This window comes from Pelotomaculum sp. FP, from assembly GCF_004369245.1.
GTDB lineage: Bacteria > Bacillota > Desulfotomaculia > Desulfotomaculales > Pelotomaculaceae > Pelotomaculum_C > Pelotomaculum_C schinkii.
In genome coordinates, this window is sequence record NZ_QFGB01000027.1 from 34638 (window position 1) to 55427 (window position 20790).

Genomic DNA, 20790 nt, shown 5'->3' on the forward strand with positions numbered 1-20790 from the left:
ATTTGCGCCGCTTCATCATCAGGCTCCTGTTACCGTCACGCCGGTGTAGTCGGACGCCGCGCTGTCCTTAAAAAAAACCAGTTCATAGAGCGCCGCCGTATTGAGAGAAGTCGTAAGAGTTTTATTTGCCAAATCGATACTTGTCGCGTTGAGCACGATGGGGTTGGTCATGTCGGGAGCGGCGCCGTCCTGCCAGGTAATGGTTACCGCCCGGGCCTGCTGCGCGCTTTGGGCCAGTGTAATTTTCAGGGCGGCCACAGGCGAGCCTGTGTTTTCCGCTACAGTATAGGAAACAGCAGGGGAGATGATAAACCTGCCCCACAACGTTTTGGCATAGGGATAAGACGAGGCGGCGGTCACCAGCACTTCCAGGGGCGCGCCCGTGTTGGCCGGCGCAGGCACAGTCAGGCTGACTGCCTGGCTCTGTCCGACCGGACCGGCCGGGTCAATTGCGCCGCTGACGCTGCTGCCCGACGGTGAAGCCGCGGCGGTATATGTGATCTGTCGATCCGAAACATTGAGCTGATTTTCATAATTCCTGAGCTCAAAGCCGATCGTCGCCGCCGTATGCCAGTCGTGCGTGATATGATACACCGGTACGTCCGCCGCGTCTGTCAAAAGGTCGCTGGTGAAATAAAAGTCGCCCTCGGCGGTGGCGATATATGTTTTCATAACGGCCGAATAAATATAGCTCGCCCATGTAATCGTGTAAAAGGAACCGATCAACAAAGCCGCGGCGATGGCAACAACCGTTAATTTCAGCTTTTTTGCCGGGTAAACCTTTGCCGGATCAAGTCGCTTGCTGCGCATGATTTATCCACCTTTTATTATGCCTGCACGGCTGTAAGCTTCAGTACGATATAATCTATCTCGTTTCTGTATCGGTAATGATTGCTCCCGCCCGGCCAGGAGACCGTCAGTACATAAGCCTTTGTTTCTTCCACGTTGGCCGTGAACGGCTGGCTCTCACTGACATAACGGTTGCCGAGACGGTTGAAGGCAACGGCGGCTCCCCCCTCTTTTTGCAGCGTGTAGTTTAAAGGGAGGTTGCCGGTGGTATTCAGTTCCAGGGTAACGTCCTGGTTATAGCCGCTGACCGTTCCGGAGCTGTTCTTGTTGCTTATCCATATCGCAATAGTTTTTGTATCTCCGGGCGCCATGTCGTTGAAATAAAACGTGGCGGCTTCATAGTCGATAGCCCATGTTGAAAACTCAATATCCGGCGTCGTCGGACCCGAACCCGGATCACTGCTGTTTTCAGCGCCTGTATTGTTTATCACCGAGCTGAAGCGTGAAAATGAAACACCTGTAACCACAAGCGACACGATAAACAGGTATATAAAACAGTAATACAACTGCTTTAACCTTATATTCAGCTTCAGTCTCTTTTCCCGCTTTGCTCTCATTTCCGGCGCGCCTTTCATATCTATCATGGGTGGTTTTGTTATTGGGGCGCTATTTGCTCCCCGCTGACGCGGAACAGCACCTTAACCGATTCCCTGGCCTGCAGGGCGTTGACGGCAAAAGTATCGTAATCGTCATAGGCCGCCAAAAGAGAGGTCTGGCAGGCGGTCAAAGCGTCGTTGGCAGCCAGGATCAGCCCATGGTATTGCGCAAAGTGCTCGGCATCCGACAGGGCGCAGGGCGTATCCGCATCAATATCATGCGGGGGCCAGGTCCCGTCGGCGTTCGGGCTTCCGTGGACCGCCAAATAGTCTTCGACCGCGTTTGCCGCGGCATTGTACCGGTCCAGCAGGCCTCCCGGGCCGTAATATTCATCATATGCGTCCTGGTAGTAGGGCAGATATCTGCCGGCAATCTCCGTGGAAGGATCCGCCGTCACCACATGGGGCGCCGTCACTGCGGCAATATTGGTGTCATTGATATAATAGGACGTGTTCCACTGCCAGTAAACAGTGATTGTAACCTCGTCGTTGCTGCCCGCGGAAAAGTTGGGCGTCCCCGAAAAAATACTGAAATATCCGTCCTGATCGGCAGCGACGTCCTTTGGCCTGAACCAACCCGTGCCATAATATGGAGACGAGCCGGTATATGGAGAAAATACACTGGGAACAGTGTCGGTGGCGCCGTCGTTTATTTCCACCGTAATTTTGAAAATAAAGGGCGCGAAGACATCCTGGCCTGCTTCGGTGGCGATAGTAGCTTTGGTCTCCGCGGTAGTCAGCCGCATCAAGTCGGCCGCGTTCATTTTCACATCATAAGTCATGGCGACATCGGAGCCGCCGCCTCTGAAGGTAAAAGATTTCTCACCGAAATCCATCGGTTTAATACTTTGTCCATTAAATAAATCAAAGGTAAACCCCTTGTTGTAGAACTCGCCGTCAATATCATCTTCGCCTCTTGCCCCCAGATTCCATCTGGCAATCAGCGCCGCATCGCCGCCGGAATACACATCGGTATATCTTGCCATGGTCGATGATACTATATTTGAAGACGTAATTACTACAGCCACCAAAAGCGCCATCAGTATTTTACTGATCTTCATATATCATCACCTCATTTTTGTTGCATTCTTACCCGGGCTTTTCGATACAAGTCCCCGCCATAAACGCCAAGGACCAAAAGCAAAACCAGCGCCGCCATGCCTGCCGGTTTTTTGGAGACGACAACGGCCAGGCCGATTTTTGGGATCCGCAAGACCATTTTACCCGCAAACCTGTCGGCGGTTAAAAATTCATCAGCGGCATTGTTGTTATCGCCTTTCAAGGTAAACACGCCGTTTTCCTCGCTGACAATGCGGTGGGTAAAGGCGTTTGTCCCGTGTAAATAGGTGACGACATCGCCGACCTTGTATTCACCGGCAGCCTGCTCGCGGATCACTATGACATCGCCGGGATATATGGCCGGCTCCATGGAGCCGGATAAAACAACAAGGTGCGAAAAGCCAAAAATCTTCGGCACCGGAGCATGGGTTACGGCTTTATTGACACCCAGGCAGAGGTTTATCAGGATCAGCAGCGCCAATAACCCGAGCGGCACATACTTTACACAGTTAACCAACATCTCTTTGTGCTTTGGTCTCAATAAGTTTTAAGCCTCCTGTTACTCGGCTTGCGCTGTGACTTTGATCATAAGGCTGTAAGAATAGGCCGGATTGCCGGCATAGGCGGCATAATCGTTATCATTAGGGCCATCCGGCCAATTCCATTCCAGCGTGTATTTCACATTCCTGCCGCCCGCCACGGCCGTGTCCTGATAAAGCTCTTCCGGCGCACACCATACCGTCTCATTTCCGGCGACGTATACGTCGCCTGCTTTCAGGCGAAAGCGCATGGGGATTTTGTGCGCCGCGGGAAGCGTGTCGGCCGCTGTGAAGGTTACATCATAATAGGTTGAGTACCTGTTGCCTGTGTTATCCACCGTGAACTTATAGCTGCCGCTCATGCCGGGGGCAATGCGCTTGTTGGCGCCGAATATATTGACGCTTACCGCGCCGGCTGTACCGTATGAGGCGGTCGTAGCCGTGTCCAAAACGTCAAAATCGAAAGGTGAAGGCGTCGATCCGCCACCGTCGTCGCCACCGCTGCTATCTCTACCGCTGATATCTCCACCACTGCCACCGCCGCCGGCAGGAACAGGGGTGTCCGGTTGCACAGGCGGGTTGACAGGATTGTAAGGATTGACTGGATTCTCAAGATCGGCCGGGTTGGCCGGGTTGGTTGACTGCGGCGTTCCCCTGGGAGCAGCTCCCAGCTCGATCCGGTCAATACCTGTGGCCTTTCCGTCCTCCCCTTTTTTAAGATAAATGGTGATCTCCAGCACCTTGACATGCACCGCCACTTGAAAGACAATGGTACCGTCGGGGAGGCGGACGAGTTCCGCGTCCTCGATCCCGGTCGTCCTTTCAATATCGACCTTGCAGCTTGCAAGCACGTTGCCGGCTTCGTCAAGGACGCTGATGGTATGGGAACCCTCGTCGACGTCAATAAAGATGAAGTAGCCCTGGCTGTCTGTCCTGGTATAGCGCGGGTCGCTGCGGAACTCAATGAGCCCGTAGGCAAAGGGTGTCCCGTCGGTGTAGACAACCCGGCCCATTAAATCAATGCGCTGCTCAACAGGGACCGTAACCTCCTCCTGCGGGGAAAAAAAGTGATACAGCCTGCCGATAAACCCCAGGACGGGGCGTTTCACCTGCACATCGGGCAGGTTTGATCGCAAAACGAAAACATGCCCGCCCGTGCTGATGTCACGGATGATCCCGTAGGTCGGCACGGCGGCGTACACCACGATGATGGTGATGATGACCGCCAGGATGAAGTTTTTGCGCCTTCGCTCCGCATTCTCGCTATTCATCGCCTGATCCACGATATCACCCCGGTCCCTGTCGCAGAGTTAAGGCCGGCAGAATTATTGTTATATGACTCTCTTTGGGAAGAAATGTAGCTGCAGCGCTATTCTCATATAACTCTCTTACGGAAGACGCAAATGCGCGCGCTTTGCGTCTTCCGTAAGAGAGCCGAAGCTCTCTTGTAAGGCGGATGAGTGTGTCTACGTAGTAGATCCAGGCTGACTGGATACAGGCGCAATCTGTTCTGCCTTGACAGAAACATTTAAAACATAGCTAGTACGAGTTGCGGCGTCCGCAGAGTTGTCGCCAAAGAGTGTGTCTGTACCATCATTTGATGCAAATGCAGCAGTATGTGCAGCATCATCTCCCTGTTCAGCGGCGTCAAACGCCCATCTCCACGTTACTTTTTGCTTAATTGTTGTGAGAGCGTCTTCGTCGGCTACACCGGATCTTTTGAAGGTGAAGGTATTGTCTGCAGGGTTTGCGGCTACTAATGTACCAGGTGTACTAGTATTAGTGTTTGCGACCAGCTGCTTTACAAATTCATTCTCTAAACCAGCCTCGTTCACCCAGTTGCTTGAACCCTCTACCAGGTATTCGATGGGAAGACCGGCAGCGCTTCCAATATTCGTAAAGTCTACTGTTACTTTGGCGTCAACGTCCGAGAGGAAAGTCATTTGAATATAAAAATCATCGTTTACGCCGGGAGCGATAATGTAATCTCCGTTTGCTCCGTTTTGTCCATTAATGTTTGTTGAATAAAGATGACTGAATAAATCTAAAGGCTGCACCGCACTGTCCAGAGAAGCGAGAGAGTTCCCGTTTGTTCCGCCTAAAGCTTCAAACTGCCACCTTGCGATCAAGGCAGTATCCGCCCCTGCATACTCGCTGGTATACTTAGCGAAGGTGCCGCCCATCATTGCTGTGGAAATCATGCAGAGCACCAGCAGCAGTACGGCGGCTCTGACGGTTTTGCTTGAGTTTTTCATTGGTTTATCATTCCTTCCCTCATTTATTTTTTTAGGCTGTTTCTTTGGATAAATTCCTTCCGTGCTATATGAGTGCATTTTGCCGCTTTGACCTTGGCGCCGCTCATCACTCCTCTCAATTCATCAATCAATTATATTTCGTTTATTAAAAAAACGGCCGGGTTGCTATCTTTCAGCAACCCGGCCGCCATAGCTGATTTGCTTTAGGCCCGTCGGTTTTGCGCCCCCGCCTTTCGGCGGGTTAGCCCTTAAAACAAGCGGTGTTAACATTCTACTATAATTCAATTTTTTTATCTCCGCCCTTTGCCGCCCGCAGCGCCGCCAGCTCCGCTTCCAGCTGGGCTTCGCGGTCCGCTTTTTTCCTGTTGCGCCTGTTGCGCGACGTTATATCGTAAAGGATAAACAAGCAAAGGGGTGTTATAACAAAGAGCAGCATGCCGAGAGGCGTCTGCAGGAACATGGCAAACCTGCCGACCCCGGCAGCGCGCCAGAGGTAGATGCCCTCCAGGTCCGACACGCTCACCGCCTTGGCGTCGGCGCCGGTGTTGGCGTCGCCCTTGGTGAGGAAGGTTAAACCGTCCTCAGTCCGGACGTCGGTCACCCTGTGGGTAACGACCGTGTTCTTTTCGGCGCGGAAGGCGATAATATCGTCTTTGACAATTTGCTCCGGCGCTACTACCTTAGTCACAATGAGGTCTCCCGCCAGAATTGTCGGCTCCATGGAACCGGAGAGGACGATAAAGGGCTTATACCCAAAAAAATCAGGGACCTTATCCGGATATATGTATGACCTTATAATAAACGTCACATTAACGATCAAAACCAGCACAAGAAATGCACAAACAGTGACGCCAATAACGGATATTGCTTTCCCCAAAGCTGTTTTCGGCACCTTTTCCTCTCCCACTGCCAATAACCCCCTGTTAATATTTTAGATTGTAAATTATTCTATCATAATTATCCATCTCCTACATAAAATGTTTTTCTTTTTACAATAAAAAGCCGGGTTGCAATAATGCTTATCAGCAACCCGGCCGCCTTAGCTCGCATGCTTTAGGCCCGTCGGCTTTGCGCCCCCGCCTTTCGGCGGGTTAGCCCTATTATTAGTTTATGTATATTTTTTATGAAAAAGACTTCTTTTTCTGACTCAATGATCAAATAAAAACGGCTAAGTTGCTGCAACCTTTATTAGCAACCCAGCCACCCTAGCTTCCATGCTTTAGGTCCGTCGGCTTTGCGCCCCCACCTTTCGGTGGGTTAGCCCTGCAAAAAAATGTACTGCTATATTACCTATGTCATTTTACTATAATCAACCTCAATATGCAATATTTTTTTATTAAAGAAATATATCAAAAAACAGCTAAGAGTTAGCTAACCAGACAGCCGTCCACCAGACGCAGGACCCTGCCGCAGGCGTCCGCCACCCGCTGGTCGTGGCTGGCCACCAGCACCGTCTTCCCCATTTGATGCAAACTTTTCAGCAGTTCGATGATGCCCGCGCCGTTGGCCGAGTCCAGGTTCCCCGTGGGCTCGTCCGCCAGGATCAGCTCCGGGTCCAACAGCAGCGCCCTGGCGATGGCCACCCGCTGCTGTTCACCGCCGGAGAGCTCGCCGGGCAGGCGCTTTTCGGCGCCATTCAGGCCCACCCGGCGCAGCAGCTCCCGCGCGCGGTCGCGTGCGCGACGGCCGTATCCTTCAGGTATTGACGGGGCCAGCACATTCGAAAGCGCGCTCAAGGTGGGCAGCAGGCAGTAGGATTGAAAAACAAAGCCTACCTTTTCCCGCCGGTAGCGGCAGAGCGCCGCCTCGCCCAGACCCGCGATATCCTTGCCGGCGACCATGACGCGGCCGCGGCTGGGCCGGTCCAACGCCCCCAGCAAATTTAACAAGGTAGTCTTGCCGCCCCCGGACGGGCCGGTCACGGCCACAAAGTCTCCCCGGTCAATATCCAGCCGGTCTACAGACAGCGCCCTGACCGCGGAAGATCCCCGCCCGTAAATACGCTCCACATTTCTAAGCGATATCAATATATCCGCCATCGAAAGACTCCTTCCGTCTAAAAGCCGTCCCCGTTGTCAACCACGCAGGATTTCCGCCGGGGCGGCGCGGTTGGCCCGCCAGGCCGGGTAAAGGCCACCCGCCGCGCCGACCAGAACGCCGCAGGCGCAAACCAGCGCGGCCACCCTTAAGCCCGGCGCGCCGATGTCGATGGCCAGGTACTCCTTGACCGCAACCAGTCCGCCGTACCCCAGGGCAACCCCGAGCCCCGCGCCGAGCAGGCTTAAAGTTATGGACTCCACCAACACCATGCAGGCTATGTCCCACGGAGTCCAGCCGAGGGCCTTGAGAATGCCGAACTCGCGCCTGCGCTCGACCACCGACAGCAGCATCACTACCATGATCGTAAGGCTGCCGGCCGCTACCGCCACAGATGAGACCGCCAGGAAAAACTGCTTCAGGACGCGGAGCACGCTGTTTAGCGGGAGCAGCAGTTCCCGCGGCGCCACGACCTGCACCTCCGGCTTTTTCCCGCTCAGGCGCTCTTCAATCTCCCGGGCGGCCTCCTCGACGTATTCCATGCTCCCGACCTGGGCGCTGATGGCCGACAAACTGCCGGGCTTCAGGCCGCCGATATCCCGGGCCAGTTGCTCCGTGCCGCTGAAACCGCCGTCCAGCAGTTCGTTGCCGGTACGGTAAACGCCGACGACCTTAAGGTTCAGGTTGTCCGCTTCCTTACCGGGGACCTCAAACGTATAAACGCCGCCGATTTGATAGGTAACGTTTAAGAACGCAAGGTACTCCAACAGGCTCTTGCCGATTGCCACCTCATCGTCACGGGCGGGCGCAGTCCCTTCTATAATTCTCTGAAAAGGACCGATCTCCGTCCTCGTTTCATTCACTCCGTACCCGAACAGCGGCAGGACCATCGTTGCCCCTGCCGGTCGCAGGATGTTTGTAACCTGTCCCGTCACATTATTTACGTTGGGCACGTCCTTAATAATATCAATGTAGGAAACCGGAATAGAGGAGGAGCCGATACCCTGCAGCAGGCCGCCGAACATAGAACCCTTTTGGGTAATCGTGATCTGGCCCGCCAGGTTGGAAAACGTCGTTTCCACCCGTTTCTCCATCCCGGTCGTCACGGAAAAGAGGAAGGTCATCAGGGCGCAGCCAAAGGCCACCCCGAGTACCGCCAGGGCGGCCACAGCTTTTTTGCGAAAAGCGTTGCGGATGGAAAACAGCAGCAGGGACAAAGGCAACAACTCCTAAAATTTCTTTCTTCTCCGGTTTTTCGGGCAGGATCCGGCTGTGAAAACAAGAATATACATTTTCAATAATTTACTGAAAAGGATGCTACTATTTTATCATGATCCGCAAAAAGAAAAAGAAAAATCTCATTGCTTTCGTGCTGGAAATGATGAATTAAAAAAGCCCTTCAATCACAAAGGGCGTTAATCGTCTTTCAGCAGGGTTTCAAGTTGTTTGGCCCAGCTTCTGTACTTTTGCAGCGCCTTTTGTTCAGCCTGCAAAGGGTCCATTGAGCCTACTTCTATAAAATAATTAACCTGCAGCAGCCAATCGTCCATTATCTCTTTAAAGAGTTTTTTTATTTCAACCTTAACCTCATTATTCATCTTAGTCTGATCACCGTTTAAAAGGTTTTTTATCATCATCCAAGATCTTCTTATTCCATATTTATATTGCCTCTATCACACATTATTCCCCACAAGAAAAAATTGACCCGGTTTATTGGGAGTTATAATAAACCGGATCGAGTTTTGAGAGGAGCTCAAAACGAAAACCTGAAAACACAAATAATTCGCCTGGTATGAGTACGGTACAATAGAAGGCACTACGTCCACGGGCCAGCCATGACCAACCCCTTGAATGGACTAAAGCGGAAAGATGGAGTCGATTATAAGTTAGCAATATTAAAGCTGATTGTCTATGCTTATTGTCAAAAAATAGTAGAATCGCGTCTAACTATTACAAAATCTTGTCTGGATTTTCCATTGACTAAAAGTTTATGACAACAACCCCGTCCCCTTGACAGTCCCTGATATATAGCAACAGGAACGAATTTGATATATTAACATATTATGTAATTAAGCATGTATCAGGGAGTGAATTCAGATGAGCGAAGGTTTTTCAAATATTAATGAGGGGAGCAGCAGAGAAAAGGCCGTGGATTTGAACATTACTATGCTGGCATCATGCGAAATTGGGCCGGCCTCCGCACGGCAGCGCCAGCAAGAGGCGTTTCAAGTCCGCCAGGAAGCGGCCCTTTTTCAAAAGGACCTTCCCCTCCCGGGCCATCCATGCAACGGTGATGAAATTGTTTTTCCAAACAAAATCGGCAACTATTCCAAGGGGTTGCCGCACAATCAGTTGGGTGAGGTTAACCTCAATGCCTATCAGGACTTCATCAGGGCTTTAAGCACCGGTAACCCGGACGATTTTGAATTTATACCCCTGGGAGGCGTTGCCAAGCTCACCAACCCCCAGGCCGCTTATGCCTTTGAGATGGCGGGACCTGATTCCCACCATTTAGGTATGATTGCGCCGCCGGCCTTCAGCAGCGCCTGGCTTGCCGGTGAAATGGCCGAACTTTACTGGCAGGCGCTAACCCGGGATGTGCCTTTCAATGCTTATGACACCGATCCGCTCACTATCGCGGCTGCTGCGGATCTATCGAAATTCTCGGATTTTCGCGGGCCTAAAATCAATGGCGCCGTTACCACGGGAACCTTGTTCCGCGGGAATACGCCCGGTGACCTGGTGGGGCCCTATATTTCCCAGTTCCTGTGGAAGGACTTTGTCCTGGGGTCTACGCCCTTTGTCCAGCGGTATCGCACTACGGTGGCCGGCGATGACCACCTGACCGGGTATGAGGAATGGTTGAACAACCAGAACGGACTTGCTCCGACAACTATGAATCAATTCGACCCCACGCCCCGCTACATCCGCAACGGCCGCGATCTGGGCAAATATGTGCACCGGGATTTTCCCTTCCAGAGTACTCTCGTCGCTTGTTTGATCCTGCTCGGCCTTGGACAGGTCGCACTGGCCCAAACCAACCCCTATTTGCGTTCGGCAACCCAGATTGGTTTTGCCACCTTCGGCACCCCAAATATTCTGGATTTCGCGGCCCGGGCAGGGCGGGCATCCCAGGTGGCGGCTTGGTTCCAGAAATTCCTGGTGCATCGCCGGCTGCGTCCCGAGGAGTTCGGAGGGCGCGTCCAAAACCGCCTGACGGGCGCCGCCAACTACCCGATTAATCCGGAGCTGCTCAATTCACAAGCGGTTTCCGAAATCTTCGACAGGTTTGGCTCCTACCTGCTGCCCCAGGCCTATGCGGAAGGCTGCCCGACTCATCCGGCCTATCCCGCCGGTCACGCCTGCTTTGCCGGAGCCGGGGTCACGATGTTGAAGGCGTTCTTCAAAGAATCCTTTATTATCCCCAACCCGGTTGTGGCCAGTGATGATGGCCTCACACTGTTGCCTTACGCAGGGCCGCCTTTGACGGTAGGCGGGGAATTGAACAAACTGGCCGCCAATATCGCCGTTGGCCGCGATACCGCAGGCATCCACTGGCGTTCTGACGCCAGTGAAGGCCTCAAACTAGGTGAAGCGGTGGCTATCGGGATCCTGCAGGATTACAGAAGGACCTTCAATGAGGATTTTAGCGGCTTCTCCTTCACCAAGTTTGACGGCGCCACCGTAATCATCTAAGTCCAAGGGGTCAGGCTTGAACAAAGTATAGCCTGACCCCATTCCTAAAGAGCGTATTTGCGGCGGAACCTCTGCAGAATAAATAAATGATCAACAGCAGGTACATGCCCATGAGGGCAAATCCTTCCACCTTGTTATGAGACAACCCATTTGCTAAACGTGGCGGCACGAATTTTAGTTCGAGTTCATACTGATTTGCCTTTTTTGGAGCTCTATGAGGCCAAGCACTTTTAAAGCCTGATACTCTTCCGGGGTTAAACGTGACATTAAAGCGGATTTTATTTGGTTCTTTTCTGCGGTGGTAACGCCACCGTCAGCCATCTTGATAAAACCATTCAGTTCAGACATTGAAAACTTGGTCAATAAAAATTTTAAAGCTTCTTCAGTTGTAGCAAAAACAAGCTGACTGTTTGTGCCGGTTTGGGGAAGGTCGCTCGCATCGGGAGCATTGGGAACAGCATCGGGAACAGCATCGGGAACAGCATCGGGAACAGTACCGGTGTTGGGCTGTTGCTTTCTCAAATTCTGGAGGGCTCCGGCTCCCAGTTGCTCCTCAATGGTTTTTTGAACTTTGGGGTCTTCAATCAATTGATCTATCTCGTCCTTCGACAATACCTGATTGGCTATCTTATCAATTACTACTTCCGAGCCATATTTAAGGCCAAGCTTATATCCCCCTGCAATCACAATAAGAATTATGATTAACGCAAACAATAACTTTTTCATGACATTCATCCCCCCAGTCTCTATCATACCCTGGTTCTGTATGTTGGTTTGTTTGTTAATTAGGTTATTTTATCATGGGCAAGGAAGCTCTGTATAGAGCAAATAAAAATTGACGGGAAGCTGACGGACATGATTCTGAAACTGTATATGCGCTGTCGTTTATACCATATATTGGTCGTTCATGCACAGAGGATACTAAAGCCGGTTTCATTCTGATATAGTAATTTTATGGAGCTTCTCCACGGAAAAATCCGCTGCGATAATAGTATAGCAGTTTGATGGGCTTCTCCGGAGCGGGAAACTCCGAATACTAAAAAAAGGAGTGAGGATATGGCACTCACAGGCGGCTGGAAAATTCTCGATATCAAGGCATGCGATCTGCCCGAAAAGGTGGCATCGGGATTCAGCGAGGTATTCGGTGGAATGGTCGGCGCGAACTACATTCCTGTTGTGTATTGTGCAACCCAGGTGGTAGCCGGCATCAACCACATGATCCTCTGCAAGCAGACCCTGGCGACCAAGGATGCCAGCGAGGCGATTGTCAAGGTCATTCTCCACGAACAGCTTCCCGTCGACGGCGGCAAGTTCTCCCTGCTAAACATCGAGAATATTGTAAAAGGATATTAATCCACGGTGGAATTCATGGTTGGGGCTGTAACAAAAGGTTAATGGCAGCATACATAATCCCATAATGAAAAAAAGCATCCCGTATCACTGATACGGGATTGTTTTTTGGGACACATTGTATGCAATATGCTCCGGCAGCTTTGCTTCAACTTAGAGGCATAAATTCCGGTTTATCCCGACGCAGGCGAACCGTCCCCCTGCGCGTCAATCTCTTGTTATGTAGGTTGTTTCCACAACACGCAGGTTTTTTGCATGGCGCAGAAGATCGTTAGGGGTAACAAACAGAGCATTGATAGGCATATCCTGTTCTGTCTCCCGCAGGAACTGTTCCACAAGTTCAAGAAATTTTTGGACAACGGGCAGCAGCGCACGCATATCTGCGCCGGCGGGCATTTCATTGGGGTCGGATTCGGTCAACGCGGCGTACAGCTCTCGGGCCAATTGCTGGGGATCCGAACAAATGCCGCTTTCTTCCGGGCTGTGCATATCCACAAGGTTTGTATTGATGGGACCGGATTGCTCCAGCAGATCAATCAGGCGGATATTTTCATTGGTATCCCCCATATTCATGCCGTTTTGCAAATCGCCTCCCTGCAAGTGAATTTGATAATCCTCGCCGCAATCACGGTAGCACTGGTATACAAACTGGGAGCAAACCATTACCTTTTGCGCATGGCCGCGCTGTCGCAGCCTGTTAATGAACACGTCGAGTCCCTTGCAAACAGACCGCAGCACAAGATCTGTGAGTTGCTGCAGCTTTGGAGTGGGGCGTATGGCGCGGTAGATAAGAAGGCCTGCCAGCAAAAACAAAGCGGGGAAGTCGAAAGCAACCCCTTCCCGCAGGTAGGCTTCCGCTGCCTGCAGCAATGGCTGGGCCGGACGGCCGGGCTCCAGCCGCAGCAGGTAAACCTTTCTGCCTTTTTCATCTGCGTGTACGCCCGGGGACACAATCCCATGCGGCCCCATTTCCACAATCCGAAATTCCTCTAAAGCCATTGCCGAGTGACTGACGGTGGATTTGGTCAGAAATGCGATGCTCTTGCCGATCCAGTCGTCCCCGGCTTCGAAAACTAAGACATCTCCCGGTTGCATATTTAACTTCATGTCGATCCTCCTTTCTTTTGGTTATATTATGCTATAATCATAGTATAATTGTAAATACTTGCCATGGTCAGTGTTACCTACGTTTTTCAGGAGACATCGCCTTGCTGAACTACAAACAGAAGACAAACGATCACAGATTACCCGCCGCAATCCTTGCGCAAACCCTTCTGGCGCTAATAGCCGCATGTATAGTTTTGCTCTATTTGAGTCAATATGCCCGGCCCTATAGGACGGACAATATTTTCTTGCTGAGCGAAGGATGGCAATTACAAAAAGGTCCCGGCAGTATTTGGAGCAATTTGGAGCATTACCCGGCGGACATTTCTCTAAAAGCAGATGAAGCGCTGCAAATACGCCGCACGCTTTCGGAGAAGCACGCGGTGCGAGACGGCGCGCTGATGCTTGTAAGCATTCACCAGCGCATACAGGTGTTCCTGGATGAGACGCTGCTGTTTGATAATCTGGACCGGCCCCTTGAGACCGATCCGGGGGTAAGCCTGCATTTCGTGGCGTTGCCGGAGCAAGCCGCGGGGAAAAACCTGCTAATCAAAATCTGGTCGCCTTATGCTATTTTCGCCAGTTCTCTGCAGCCTGTTTATTTGGGAAACTTGTCGTCACTGCATGTGTTTGCCGTAAAGAAGTCCATATTGTACATGTTTCTTTCATTGGTATGCGTTTTAGGAGGATTCGTTTGTGCGGTATTTTCCGCGCTGCCGATGCGCTCCTATGTAAACCGCCGGGCAAATTTATTTTTCGGCCTATTCTGCATCCTGTGGGGGATTTACAGTGTTGGCCGGACTTATATTGCCTATCTGCTGTTTCCGCCTGACATCAATTCTTTTATGCGCAGTTTTACCTACACATTATATCCTGTTTTTATTATTGCGTATTTGCGCATTCGGATGGTTCACTACAAGCGGGCGACCGATCTGGTGCTGGGCGGATTTCTGGCAACGGCCTTTCTCGCGCTGGTGCTGCCGCCGGCTTTTCACCTGGATTATTACAGGTTGCTTTCCGTCATAAATCCGCTTTACCAGCTTCTGTTTTTGATTATGGTTGTCCTGCTGCTATTGGAGCTGCGGCGCGGCAATGTATTTCTGCGCTTTATTTCACCCTGTGTCGCAGCTGCGAGTATCGCCTGCTTGTGTACGATTATCGCTCAAACAATGAGATACGACGTGCTCTATAATGTGTATGTAGTTTCATTTTTCGGCATAATTTTAACCATATGGTTTTATAACCTCTACGAATTCCTGCAACAGCGCGCAAAGGATCAGGAGGAAATCCGGATCATGAAGCTTAAAAACGCGTTGACTCTGGAATATTGCGAAGCCACGGTAGAAAACTTACAACAAATCAAACTGCTGCGCCATGAAATCAACAACCATGCCTCGGCCTTGCAAATCCTTTGCGAGGAAGGCGATGTAGATAAAATATCCGCATATGTGCAGGGAATTTCCCGGTGGGAGGCCATCACTTCCCCTGTGGTGTATTCGAACCATTTTCTTCTCAACTGTATTCTTACCAACCGGTTTGCCCGGGCATATAAGCAGGGCATTAGAATAGACTACGAGGTAATGGTTCCCAAGGATGTGCCTATCCCCGACAACGATCTGAGCAGTCTGTTTTTAAACTTGCTTAACAATGCCATTGAAGCCTGTATGGGTGTGCCGGAAAACAAAAGGTGGATCCAACTGTATGTTAAAATGAAAAACGACTTTTTGCTCATTCGATGCAGCAATTCGAAAGAAAATGCGCTGACTGAAAACGGCGCAGGCTTTCTCACCACCAAGCAGGAAAAAGGCGCCCACGGCTACGGCATTCTGGTAATAAAGGCCATCGTGGAAAAATACGGCAGCCTTCTTGATATCTCCTACGACGACCGCAGCTTCACGCTCAAAACCATGCTGCCGGTTCCGCCCGGCGCCGCAAATGCTCCCCCAAAACAGGCTTAGGATGTCTCAGCCGCCATGAAAATGCGCGATCATCTTCTGCAGTGATTCCTGCCGGTAGGCCCTTCCGATGGGGACGGTGACTCCCGATAACAGGCGGAACCCGTCAGGAGACAATCCCTGAATTTTATTGATGTTAACGGCAAAACTTTTGTGGCAGCGCAAAAACACGCCCTGCGGAAGGCGCGGTTCCAGCCTTTTCAGCGTTCCGGGAATCGAAACATCGCCCTTTGCCAGGTGAAAAATAACGGTTCTGTTGAGCAGTTCGATATAGTGAATATCGTCCGCCAAAAGGATTTGGCAGCCTCCGCTCAGGGGCAGAACAATCTTTTTCGCGCGGAAATTTTGCCGGTAATCCTTTATGAGCACCTCGGCCAGCTGCTTTTTTTGCACCGGCTTGGTCAGATAATGGATGGGGAAAACGCTGTAGCCTTCCAATGAATACTCTTTGGCGCTTGTTACAAAAACGATGCCGACCTCGTGATGGCCTTTTCCGCGAAGTTCTTTGGCAAATTGCACCCCGTTCTGGTCCATCAGTATGTCCAGCAGCAGAATTTGATAGCGCGAAGGGTCGGCATCCAGTGTCTGCATCAGTGCTTTTGCGGTTGAAAACGTGTCAATTTGAAATTCGATGCCAAGCTCATTAAAAATTTCCTGTACCAGGTTTTGCATTTTGGCCAGAAAGATCTCTTCATCATCACAAATTGCAACACGATACAACACCATCCCGCCCTTCACCTGTCGCTATAAATTAGTATAGCACAAATAAAAAAACGTCCAGACGCGTAAACGAAGTCGTTTAGGCGTATTTTTGGTTGTTTGCGCATAAATCATTTTCAAAAAGAAACTGCTGAAAGAAGCCCCGCTTTCCTCATCTCATCTACGGCTTCCAAATATTGATGTTCTTCGATGAGTTTTGAGGTTGATTTTGTCCTGGCATATTGCGCCGGACGGGAGTATAATACCTTTGTCATGTAGAGGGAATTTTGGGTTGCGGATTGCATAGGGATACCTCCTTGGTAATAGGATATATATAAAACCGCCAGATGTGCGCAATCTGGCGGTTTTAGTAGGAAAAGGACTTCGTTTGCAGGGTGATAAGTCATTCCATTTCATGCTACTGTGTGTTATTATTAATATGGAAAGATGTGGCAAAGGAAGTGATTGCAATTGGAACGAATAACAGTTCTTGAAAACGACATGCCACAAATCGGTCTGTTTACAAGAACCATAACACAAGGTGATGAATATGAACTTGTAAAACAGTTTGTTGAGTATTATTGTCATCAATTTCAACGCAATAATAAAAAATTAAATCTCGCAGTATTTATAGAACCTCGGGTTTCATCTGGATTCCCAGATATTGTGCTTGCATCATACCTTCCATCAATAGTAAACAACTGGTCGGATGAACGAAAAAACCTTACAGTAAACGACTTAAAGATACTTTCTCACTTGCTGTTGACCCGTGGTGTGAACGGCTCCCATTTGATTTCAAGCTTGAAGTTGCCGGAAAAACAAACATTAACCTCGCTTGAAAAATTGCTTGATGCCAAGTTGATTTCGTATAGAAACAAATGCTGGCGTCCACGTGAGTTGCGTGATGTTTTTAGCATAATCAAGCTTATTTCAGTCGAAGCAAAAATCAACAATATTAACCGAGTTGTGGAGCAATCTTTAATTAATACATGGTTTGCGTCACATTCTTATGCACTTACAAATGTTTCAAAGCCACAAAATGAAACATTGAAAGCGTTTTCTCAACATGGTATTGGCCTTTACTGTAAGAAAAAGAGTTTTCAAAAAATCCTCGAAGCTAAACAAATAACCTTGCCATCCAGCTATCAATCACTACAGTTTAATGAGTGGATTGGCAATAATCTTGCCGTATGAGGGAGAATTGTATGAAAAGCTTTGATAAATTACGAGCTCCCTTTACAAATGTCTCTTTACTTGCAAGAGGTGTTGGTGAGATTATCGATGTAAATTGGGCTGCAATTGCCGCTCATGACATGGCATATCAGTACCCACTTTCACAAGAATGGGGTTCATTATAATGTTGTCAACAAACCCGTCCTTCTGACACCTTCTTTATTGTATCATTTTTCTCTCAAATTCTGGAGGGCTCCGGCTCGTCACAAGGTTGAGCAACAAGGCTACAAGGCTTGCATGGCACTTTTGAAACTAGCCGACAAGTATTCCATTGAGCGACTGGACGCTGCTTGCGCCAAAGCGTTATCTTATACAGAACGCCCGAGCTTTAAGAGCATTCAGGCAATACTTAAATCAGGCCGGGATAAGATTCAAGAAGAATCCTATGTATTTCCTTCCTCCTCCGAATATGGTCTTACTCGTGGAGCCGACTACTTCAGCAAGAGGATGCGTTATTCTCCGATATCCCCGAATAGTATGCGAAGGTAATCCTGCCTTCCATTGATGATTCGGGCTACGGAGATATATCCGTTCTCAACGCGGTAAAAAGCCAGATGTTTTTCGCATACAAGAAAGCGCAGGTCTGTTTTGCAGCCCGTCTTCACCTGAACAGAAGGTCCCAAAAAAGGTTGCTCCTTAAGGCGGCCACAAGAATCAAGAATACTTTTTTTGATCCTTGCCGCCGCCTGTGGATTATAAAGAACGTTTGAGATGTAGTCGCTCATCTCCTGCAAATCGTTCAACGCCTCGGGGGTATACCTGACCTTCATTTTTCAACTCCCAAACGGCTGTACATATCATCCTCCGGGATCCAGTCGGCATCGGTCTTAACGGACTGCCACCCCTTTTCAACCTCACTTACAAGCTGCTTCATCGCTTTTGCCTTAAGGTATTCGGCGTTTTCTTGCGAGACAAGGAACGGAAGACCCCCGGCATTGAGTGATTGTTGGATAAATATATTGACGGCGTTTGTCAGCGTCAGGCCATATTTTGCAAAAATCATCTCCGCTTTCTGCTTGATCTCGGGATTAATCCGCATTTGGAAGCTGGAGGTCTTGGCCGCATTCGTCACGTTAGGGGTGTTATATTCGCTCATATCTATCAGCTCCTTCATCTCTATTATACCCAAACCAGGGCCAATGTAAATACATTATCACTACATATCAGCCGGATGATCAATAAATGCCTATACACAGCCGAACGCATTGCACTCTCTCCGCGCTGCTTCACGTATTCTGTCAAGTCCGCTCAATGCTTTACCGGCGCTTTCACCCCGTCCCCCTGACACGTCCCAATATTCCGGCTAAAGAGTTGATATTGCAATGCAATTAGCATATAATATATATGCATTGAATTGCGAAAGGAGTTGATTACCGTGGCCAATACAACAAATTTCAGCGTCCGTATGGACAGCGACGTTAAAAAACAGTGCGAGATGCTTTACGGAGAGCTTGGCATGAACCTAACGACGGCCATTAATGTGTTTTTAAGACAGTCGCTTCGGGTCGGTGGTTTCCCGTTTGAGGTAAAACTGGGCACGCCGAACAACGCTACCGTCGCCGCCATGAAGGAAGCCGAACGCATTGCCGTCGCCCCCGACGCAAAACGATACAGCGATGTAGAGGAAGCGCTGAGGGAGCTTAAAGTATGACACTGGACATTGTTTACGACACAATTCAAGCAGGACTACAAGCTGGCGATGAAACGTGGGCTTGATATCGAATTGCTGGATAACATCATCCGACTGCTCGCCAGGGGAGAACCACTGCCGGAAAAGAACCGTGACCATGCGCTGACCGGGAATTGGGCAGGGCACCGGGAATGCCACGTTCAAAGCGACTGGCTGCTAGTGTACCGCGCCGATAACGGCGTTCTTGTTCTGACACTGACGCGTACGGGCTCTCATAGCGATTTATTCGGTAAGTAAAGTACGTGCACTCCCCGGCAGCTATAAACCGGCTGCTTTCAGTTTAAACCTGGAGTTTCTTCTTTATGATAAACTGAACTAAATGGAGGTGTTACTTGTGAGTTTACTAAAGCGAATAACTACCGACCCGGAAGTTTGTCACGGAGCAGCTTGTATAGCCGGGACCAGAATCCCCGTTTCAGTTATTTTAGATAACCTCGCAGCCGGCTCAAGCCGGGAGGAAATTCTGAAAAATTATCCGTCTTTATCCCCCGCCGACATAGATGCCACCCTGGCTTATGCCGCCTTACTGGCCAAAGAAGAACATTTAGCCCTTTGACCGGAGATAAGTCATGAAAATAAAAATTGACTAGAACCTCCCCATTGCAGCAGCTGAGCGGTTTAACGCTGCAGGACATGATTCTGAAACGGTATATTCTGAAGGAATAGAAAGCTGCTCTGAACTGTCGATTTAAATTCCAGGTGCAAAATGTGGTGAATGATCTAATTGCATGTATTATATTTTCTAAAATTAGCATACTATGTATTGACATTGTAAGTGATTTATCTTACAATATAAAGTCAGAAAGGAGCTGATACTATGGCAACTACAAGTGTAACAATCCGTATGGACGAAAACCTTAAAAAGCAGGCCGAAACACTTTTTGATGAAATGGGCTTGAACATGACCACAGCTATAAATATTTTTGCAAAAGCCGTTGTCAGGCAAGGTAAAATACCTTTTGAAATCGCCGCAGACCCGTTTTTGAGCGAGGTCAACCAAGCGCGTATAAGAGAAAGCCTTGAGCAGTTGAAAAGTGGGCAGGTGATGGTCAAGACAATGGAAGAATTAGAGACTATGGCCGATGAGTAAATCATTGACTTTTGCACAGAACGCATGGGAGGACTATTTATATTGGCAAACGCAGGACAAGAAAACGTTACGCCGTATCAACCAGTTGTTGCAAGATATCCAGCGCAATAACTTTGAGGGAATAGGCAAGCCGGAACCGCTCAAAGGCGATAAAACGGGATTATGGAGCCGCCGAATTGACGAAACTAACCGAATTTTATACCGCGTTACCGACACCACAATTGAGATTGTACAATGCCACACCCATTACGGCGACAAATGACGCACAAGGCATGCTCAACCTGATCAGCCTGTCGGGAGCGATAATGTCATAACCGGGAGTGTACCGGCTTCCGTGTAAATGGAATAATCTCACAAGTAATTGTACACACTAATAATGCTTTTACTCATGCGCAGGATAGGGCAACGCGGGAGCGCGACCCGAGCGGGCTTGAGGTTTGGCGAGGCGGCGGATTCCGATGGAGACCGTCGCTTTTATCTGCCGTCTTGGAAAACCAAGCGATAAACTCCNGGGGTTCGGGGGCAGCGCCCCCGATCACGAAACCATTTTACCTTGCAGCCGGTCCTCAAAAAATATCATCAGTTGCCCAATTATAATGCCCCAATCGCGAATTGGCATACTCCATTTTTTGGAGATT

General features: G+C 49.8%; 25 protein-coding genes and 3 riboswitches. Of the genes, 10 read left to right on the forward strand and 15 right to left on the reverse strand.

Annotated features, from left to right (window positions below; all coding sequences use genetic code 11):
- Positions 1–18: 18 nt before the first annotated feature.
- The 10 genes from Psfp_RS11880 to Psfp_RS11925 all read right to left on the reverse strand — a co-directional run bounded on the left by Psfp_RS11880 (position 19) and on the right by Psfp_RS11925 (position 8972).
- Positions 19–810: a hypothetical protein gene (locus tag Psfp_RS11880; protein WP_134218758.1), complete on the reverse strand. Its 792-nt coding sequence runs from the start codon at positions 808–810 to the stop codon at positions 19–21.
- 17 nt (positions 811–827) lie between these two features.
- Positions 828–1433: a hypothetical protein gene (locus Psfp_RS11885; RefSeq protein WP_153189527.1), complete on the reverse strand. Its 606-nt coding sequence runs from the start codon at positions 1431–1433 to the stop codon at positions 828–830.
- Between the two features lie 11 nt (positions 1434–1444).
- Positions 1445–2506, reverse strand: a complete 1062-nt coding sequence (locus tag Psfp_RS11890; protein ID WP_134218760.1) for a hypothetical protein — start codon at positions 2504–2506, stop codon at positions 1445–1447.
- Between the two features lie 11 nt (positions 2507–2517).
- Positions 2518–3045: a signal peptidase I gene (locus Psfp_RS11895; protein ID WP_134218761.1), complete on the reverse strand. Its 528-nt coding sequence runs from the start codon at positions 3043–3045 to the stop codon at positions 2518–2520.
- Between the two features lie 18 nt (positions 3046–3063).
- Positions 3064–4314 (reverse strand): hypothetical protein, encoded by a 1251-nt coding sequence (locus Psfp_RS11900; protein ID WP_192895409.1) that lies wholly within the window; start codon positions 4312–4314, stop codon positions 3064–3066.
- 195 nt (positions 4315–4509) lie between these two features.
- Positions 4510–5376 (reverse strand): hypothetical protein, encoded by an 867-nt coding sequence (locus tag Psfp_RS11905; protein WP_153189528.1) that lies wholly within the window; start codon positions 5374–5376, stop codon positions 4510–4512.
- Positions 5377–5469: 93 nt separating this feature from the next.
- A riboswitch (cyclic di-GMP riboswitch) is annotated at positions 5470–5555 on the reverse strand.
- A 17-nt stretch (positions 5556–5572) separates the two neighbouring features.
- Positions 5573–6205 carry a signal peptidase I gene (locus Psfp_RS11910; protein WP_243120603.1) on the reverse strand — a complete coding sequence of 211 codons (633 nt, stop codon included), beginning with the start codon at positions 6203–6205 and terminating at the stop codon, positions 5573–5575.
- Between the two features lie 114 nt (positions 6206–6319).
- Positions 6320–6405: riboswitch (cyclic di-GMP riboswitch) on the reverse strand.
- 80 nt (positions 6406–6485) lie between these two features.
- A riboswitch (cyclic di-GMP riboswitch) is annotated at positions 6486–6571 on the reverse strand.
- A gap of 94 nt (positions 6572–6665) precedes the next feature.
- Complete coding sequence (locus Psfp_RS11915) at positions 6666–7337, reverse strand: ABC transporter ATP-binding protein (protein ID WP_134218764.1); 672 nt, start codon at positions 7335–7337, stop codon at positions 6666–6668.
- A 36-nt stretch (positions 7338–7373) separates the two neighbouring features.
- Entirely contained in the window at positions 7374–8552 is a 1179-nt protein-coding gene (locus Psfp_RS11920) for an ABC transporter permease (protein WP_134218765.1), read from the reverse strand.
- Between the two features lie 198 nt (positions 8553–8750).
- Positions 8751–8972: a hypothetical protein gene (locus Psfp_RS11925; protein WP_134218766.1), complete on the reverse strand. Its 222-nt coding sequence runs from the start codon at positions 8970–8972 to the stop codon at positions 8751–8753.
- 529 nt (positions 8973–9501) lie between these two features.
- Here Psfp_RS11925 and Psfp_RS11930 point away from each other — a divergent pair.
- The gene (locus Psfp_RS11930) at positions 9502–11031 is read left to right on the forward strand and encodes a vanadium-dependent haloperoxidase (protein WP_348981140.1); all 1530 of its coding nucleotides are present in this window, start codon (positions 9502–9504) and stop codon (positions 11029–11031) included.
- Positions 11032–11205: 174 nt separating this feature from the next.
- Here Psfp_RS11930 and Psfp_RS11935 read toward each other — a convergent pair whose 3' ends face one another.
- Positions 11206–11757 (reverse strand): hypothetical protein, encoded by a 552-nt coding sequence (locus Psfp_RS11935; protein WP_134218768.1) that lies wholly within the window; start codon positions 11755–11757, stop codon positions 11206–11208.
- A 330-nt stretch (positions 11758–12087) separates the two neighbouring features.
- Between Psfp_RS11935 and Psfp_RS11940 the strand changes: the two genes are divergently transcribed.
- Complete coding sequence (locus tag Psfp_RS11940; protein ID WP_134218769.1) at positions 12088–12384, forward strand: hypothetical protein; 297 nt, start codon at positions 12088–12090, stop codon at positions 12382–12384.
- Between the two features lie 204 nt (positions 12385–12588).
- Here the strand turns inward: Psfp_RS11940 and Psfp_RS11945 are convergent, their stop codons facing one another.
- On the reverse strand, positions 12589–13488 hold the full coding sequence (locus Psfp_RS11945) for a hypothetical protein (protein ID WP_134218770.1): 900 nt from the start codon (positions 13486–13488) through the stop codon (positions 12589–12591).
- 101 nt (positions 13489–13589) lie between these two features.
- Between Psfp_RS11945 and Psfp_RS11950 the strand changes: the two genes are divergently transcribed.
- Positions 13590–15443, forward strand: a complete 1854-nt coding sequence (locus Psfp_RS11950; RefSeq protein ID WP_190239882.1) for an ATP-binding protein — start codon at positions 13590–13592, stop codon at positions 15441–15443.
- Positions 15444–15449: 6 nt separating this feature from the next.
- On the opposite strand, the gene Psfp_RS11955 is transcribed toward Psfp_RS11950, so the two are convergent.
- On the reverse strand, positions 15450–16160 hold the full coding sequence (locus tag Psfp_RS11955) for a LytTR family DNA-binding domain-containing protein (RefSeq protein ID WP_192895410.1): 711 nt from the start codon (positions 16158–16160) through the stop codon (positions 15450–15452).
- Between the two features lie 450 nt (positions 16161–16610).
- Here Psfp_RS11955 and Psfp_RS11960 point away from each other — a divergent pair, with 450 nt between their 5' ends.
- Complete coding sequence (locus tag Psfp_RS11960; protein WP_134218773.1) at positions 16611–17333, forward strand: hypothetical protein; 723 nt, start codon at positions 16611–16613, stop codon at positions 17331–17333.
- Between the two features lie 11 nt (positions 17334–17344).
- On the forward strand, positions 17345–17497 hold the full coding sequence (locus Psfp_RS21705; RefSeq protein ID WP_190239883.1) for a hypothetical protein: 153 nt from the start codon (positions 17345–17347) through the stop codon (positions 17495–17497).
- Positions 17498–17824: 327 nt separating this feature from the next.
- On the opposite strand, the gene Psfp_RS11970 is transcribed toward Psfp_RS21705, so the two are convergent.
- On the reverse strand, positions 17825–18142 hold the full coding sequence (locus tag Psfp_RS11970) for a type II toxin-antitoxin system RelE/ParE family toxin (protein ID WP_134218774.1): 318 nt from the start codon (positions 18140–18142) through the stop codon (positions 17825–17827).
- A complete protein-coding gene (locus Psfp_RS11975; RefSeq protein WP_134218775.1) occupies positions 18139–18468 on the reverse strand; it encodes a type II toxin-antitoxin system RelB/DinJ family antitoxin in 330 nt (109 codons plus the stop codon). Before Psfp_RS11975 ends, Psfp_RS11970 begins: the two co-directional genes overlap by 4 nt.
- 279 nt (positions 18469–18747) lie before the next feature.
- Here Psfp_RS11975 and Psfp_RS11980 point away from each other — a divergent pair, with 279 nt between their 5' ends.
- The 5 genes from Psfp_RS11980 to Psfp_RS12000 all read left to right on the forward strand — a co-directional run bounded on the left by Psfp_RS11980 (position 18748) and on the right by Psfp_RS12000 (position 20414).
- The gene (locus tag Psfp_RS11980; protein WP_134218776.1) at positions 18748–19023 is read left to right on the forward strand and encodes a type II toxin-antitoxin system RelB/DinJ family antitoxin; all 276 of its coding nucleotides are present in this window, start codon (positions 18748–18750) and stop codon (positions 19021–19023) included.
- Positions 19024–19032: 9 nt separating this feature from the next.
- Positions 19033–19299, forward strand: a complete 267-nt coding sequence (locus tag Psfp_RS11985; protein ID WP_282432440.1) for a type II toxin-antitoxin system YafQ family toxin — start codon at positions 19033–19035, stop codon at positions 19297–19299.
- A 97-nt stretch (positions 19300–19396) separates the two neighbouring features.
- Positions 19397–19618, forward strand: a complete 222-nt coding sequence (locus tag Psfp_RS11990; protein ID WP_243120604.1) for a DUF433 domain-containing protein — start codon at positions 19397–19399, stop codon at positions 19616–19618.
- 261 nt (positions 19619–19879) lie between these two features.
- Positions 19880–20152, forward strand: a complete 273-nt coding sequence (locus Psfp_RS11995) for a type II toxin-antitoxin system RelB/DinJ family antitoxin (protein ID WP_134218778.1) — start codon at positions 19880–19882, stop codon at positions 20150–20152.
- Positions 20145–20414, forward strand: coding sequence for a Txe/YoeB family addiction module toxin (locus tag Psfp_RS12000; protein WP_134218779.1), 270 nt, complete (start codon positions 20145–20147; stop codon positions 20412–20414). Before Psfp_RS11995 ends, Psfp_RS12000 begins: the two co-directional genes overlap by 8 nt.
- The last annotated feature ends 376 nt before the right edge of the window (positions 20415–20790 follow it).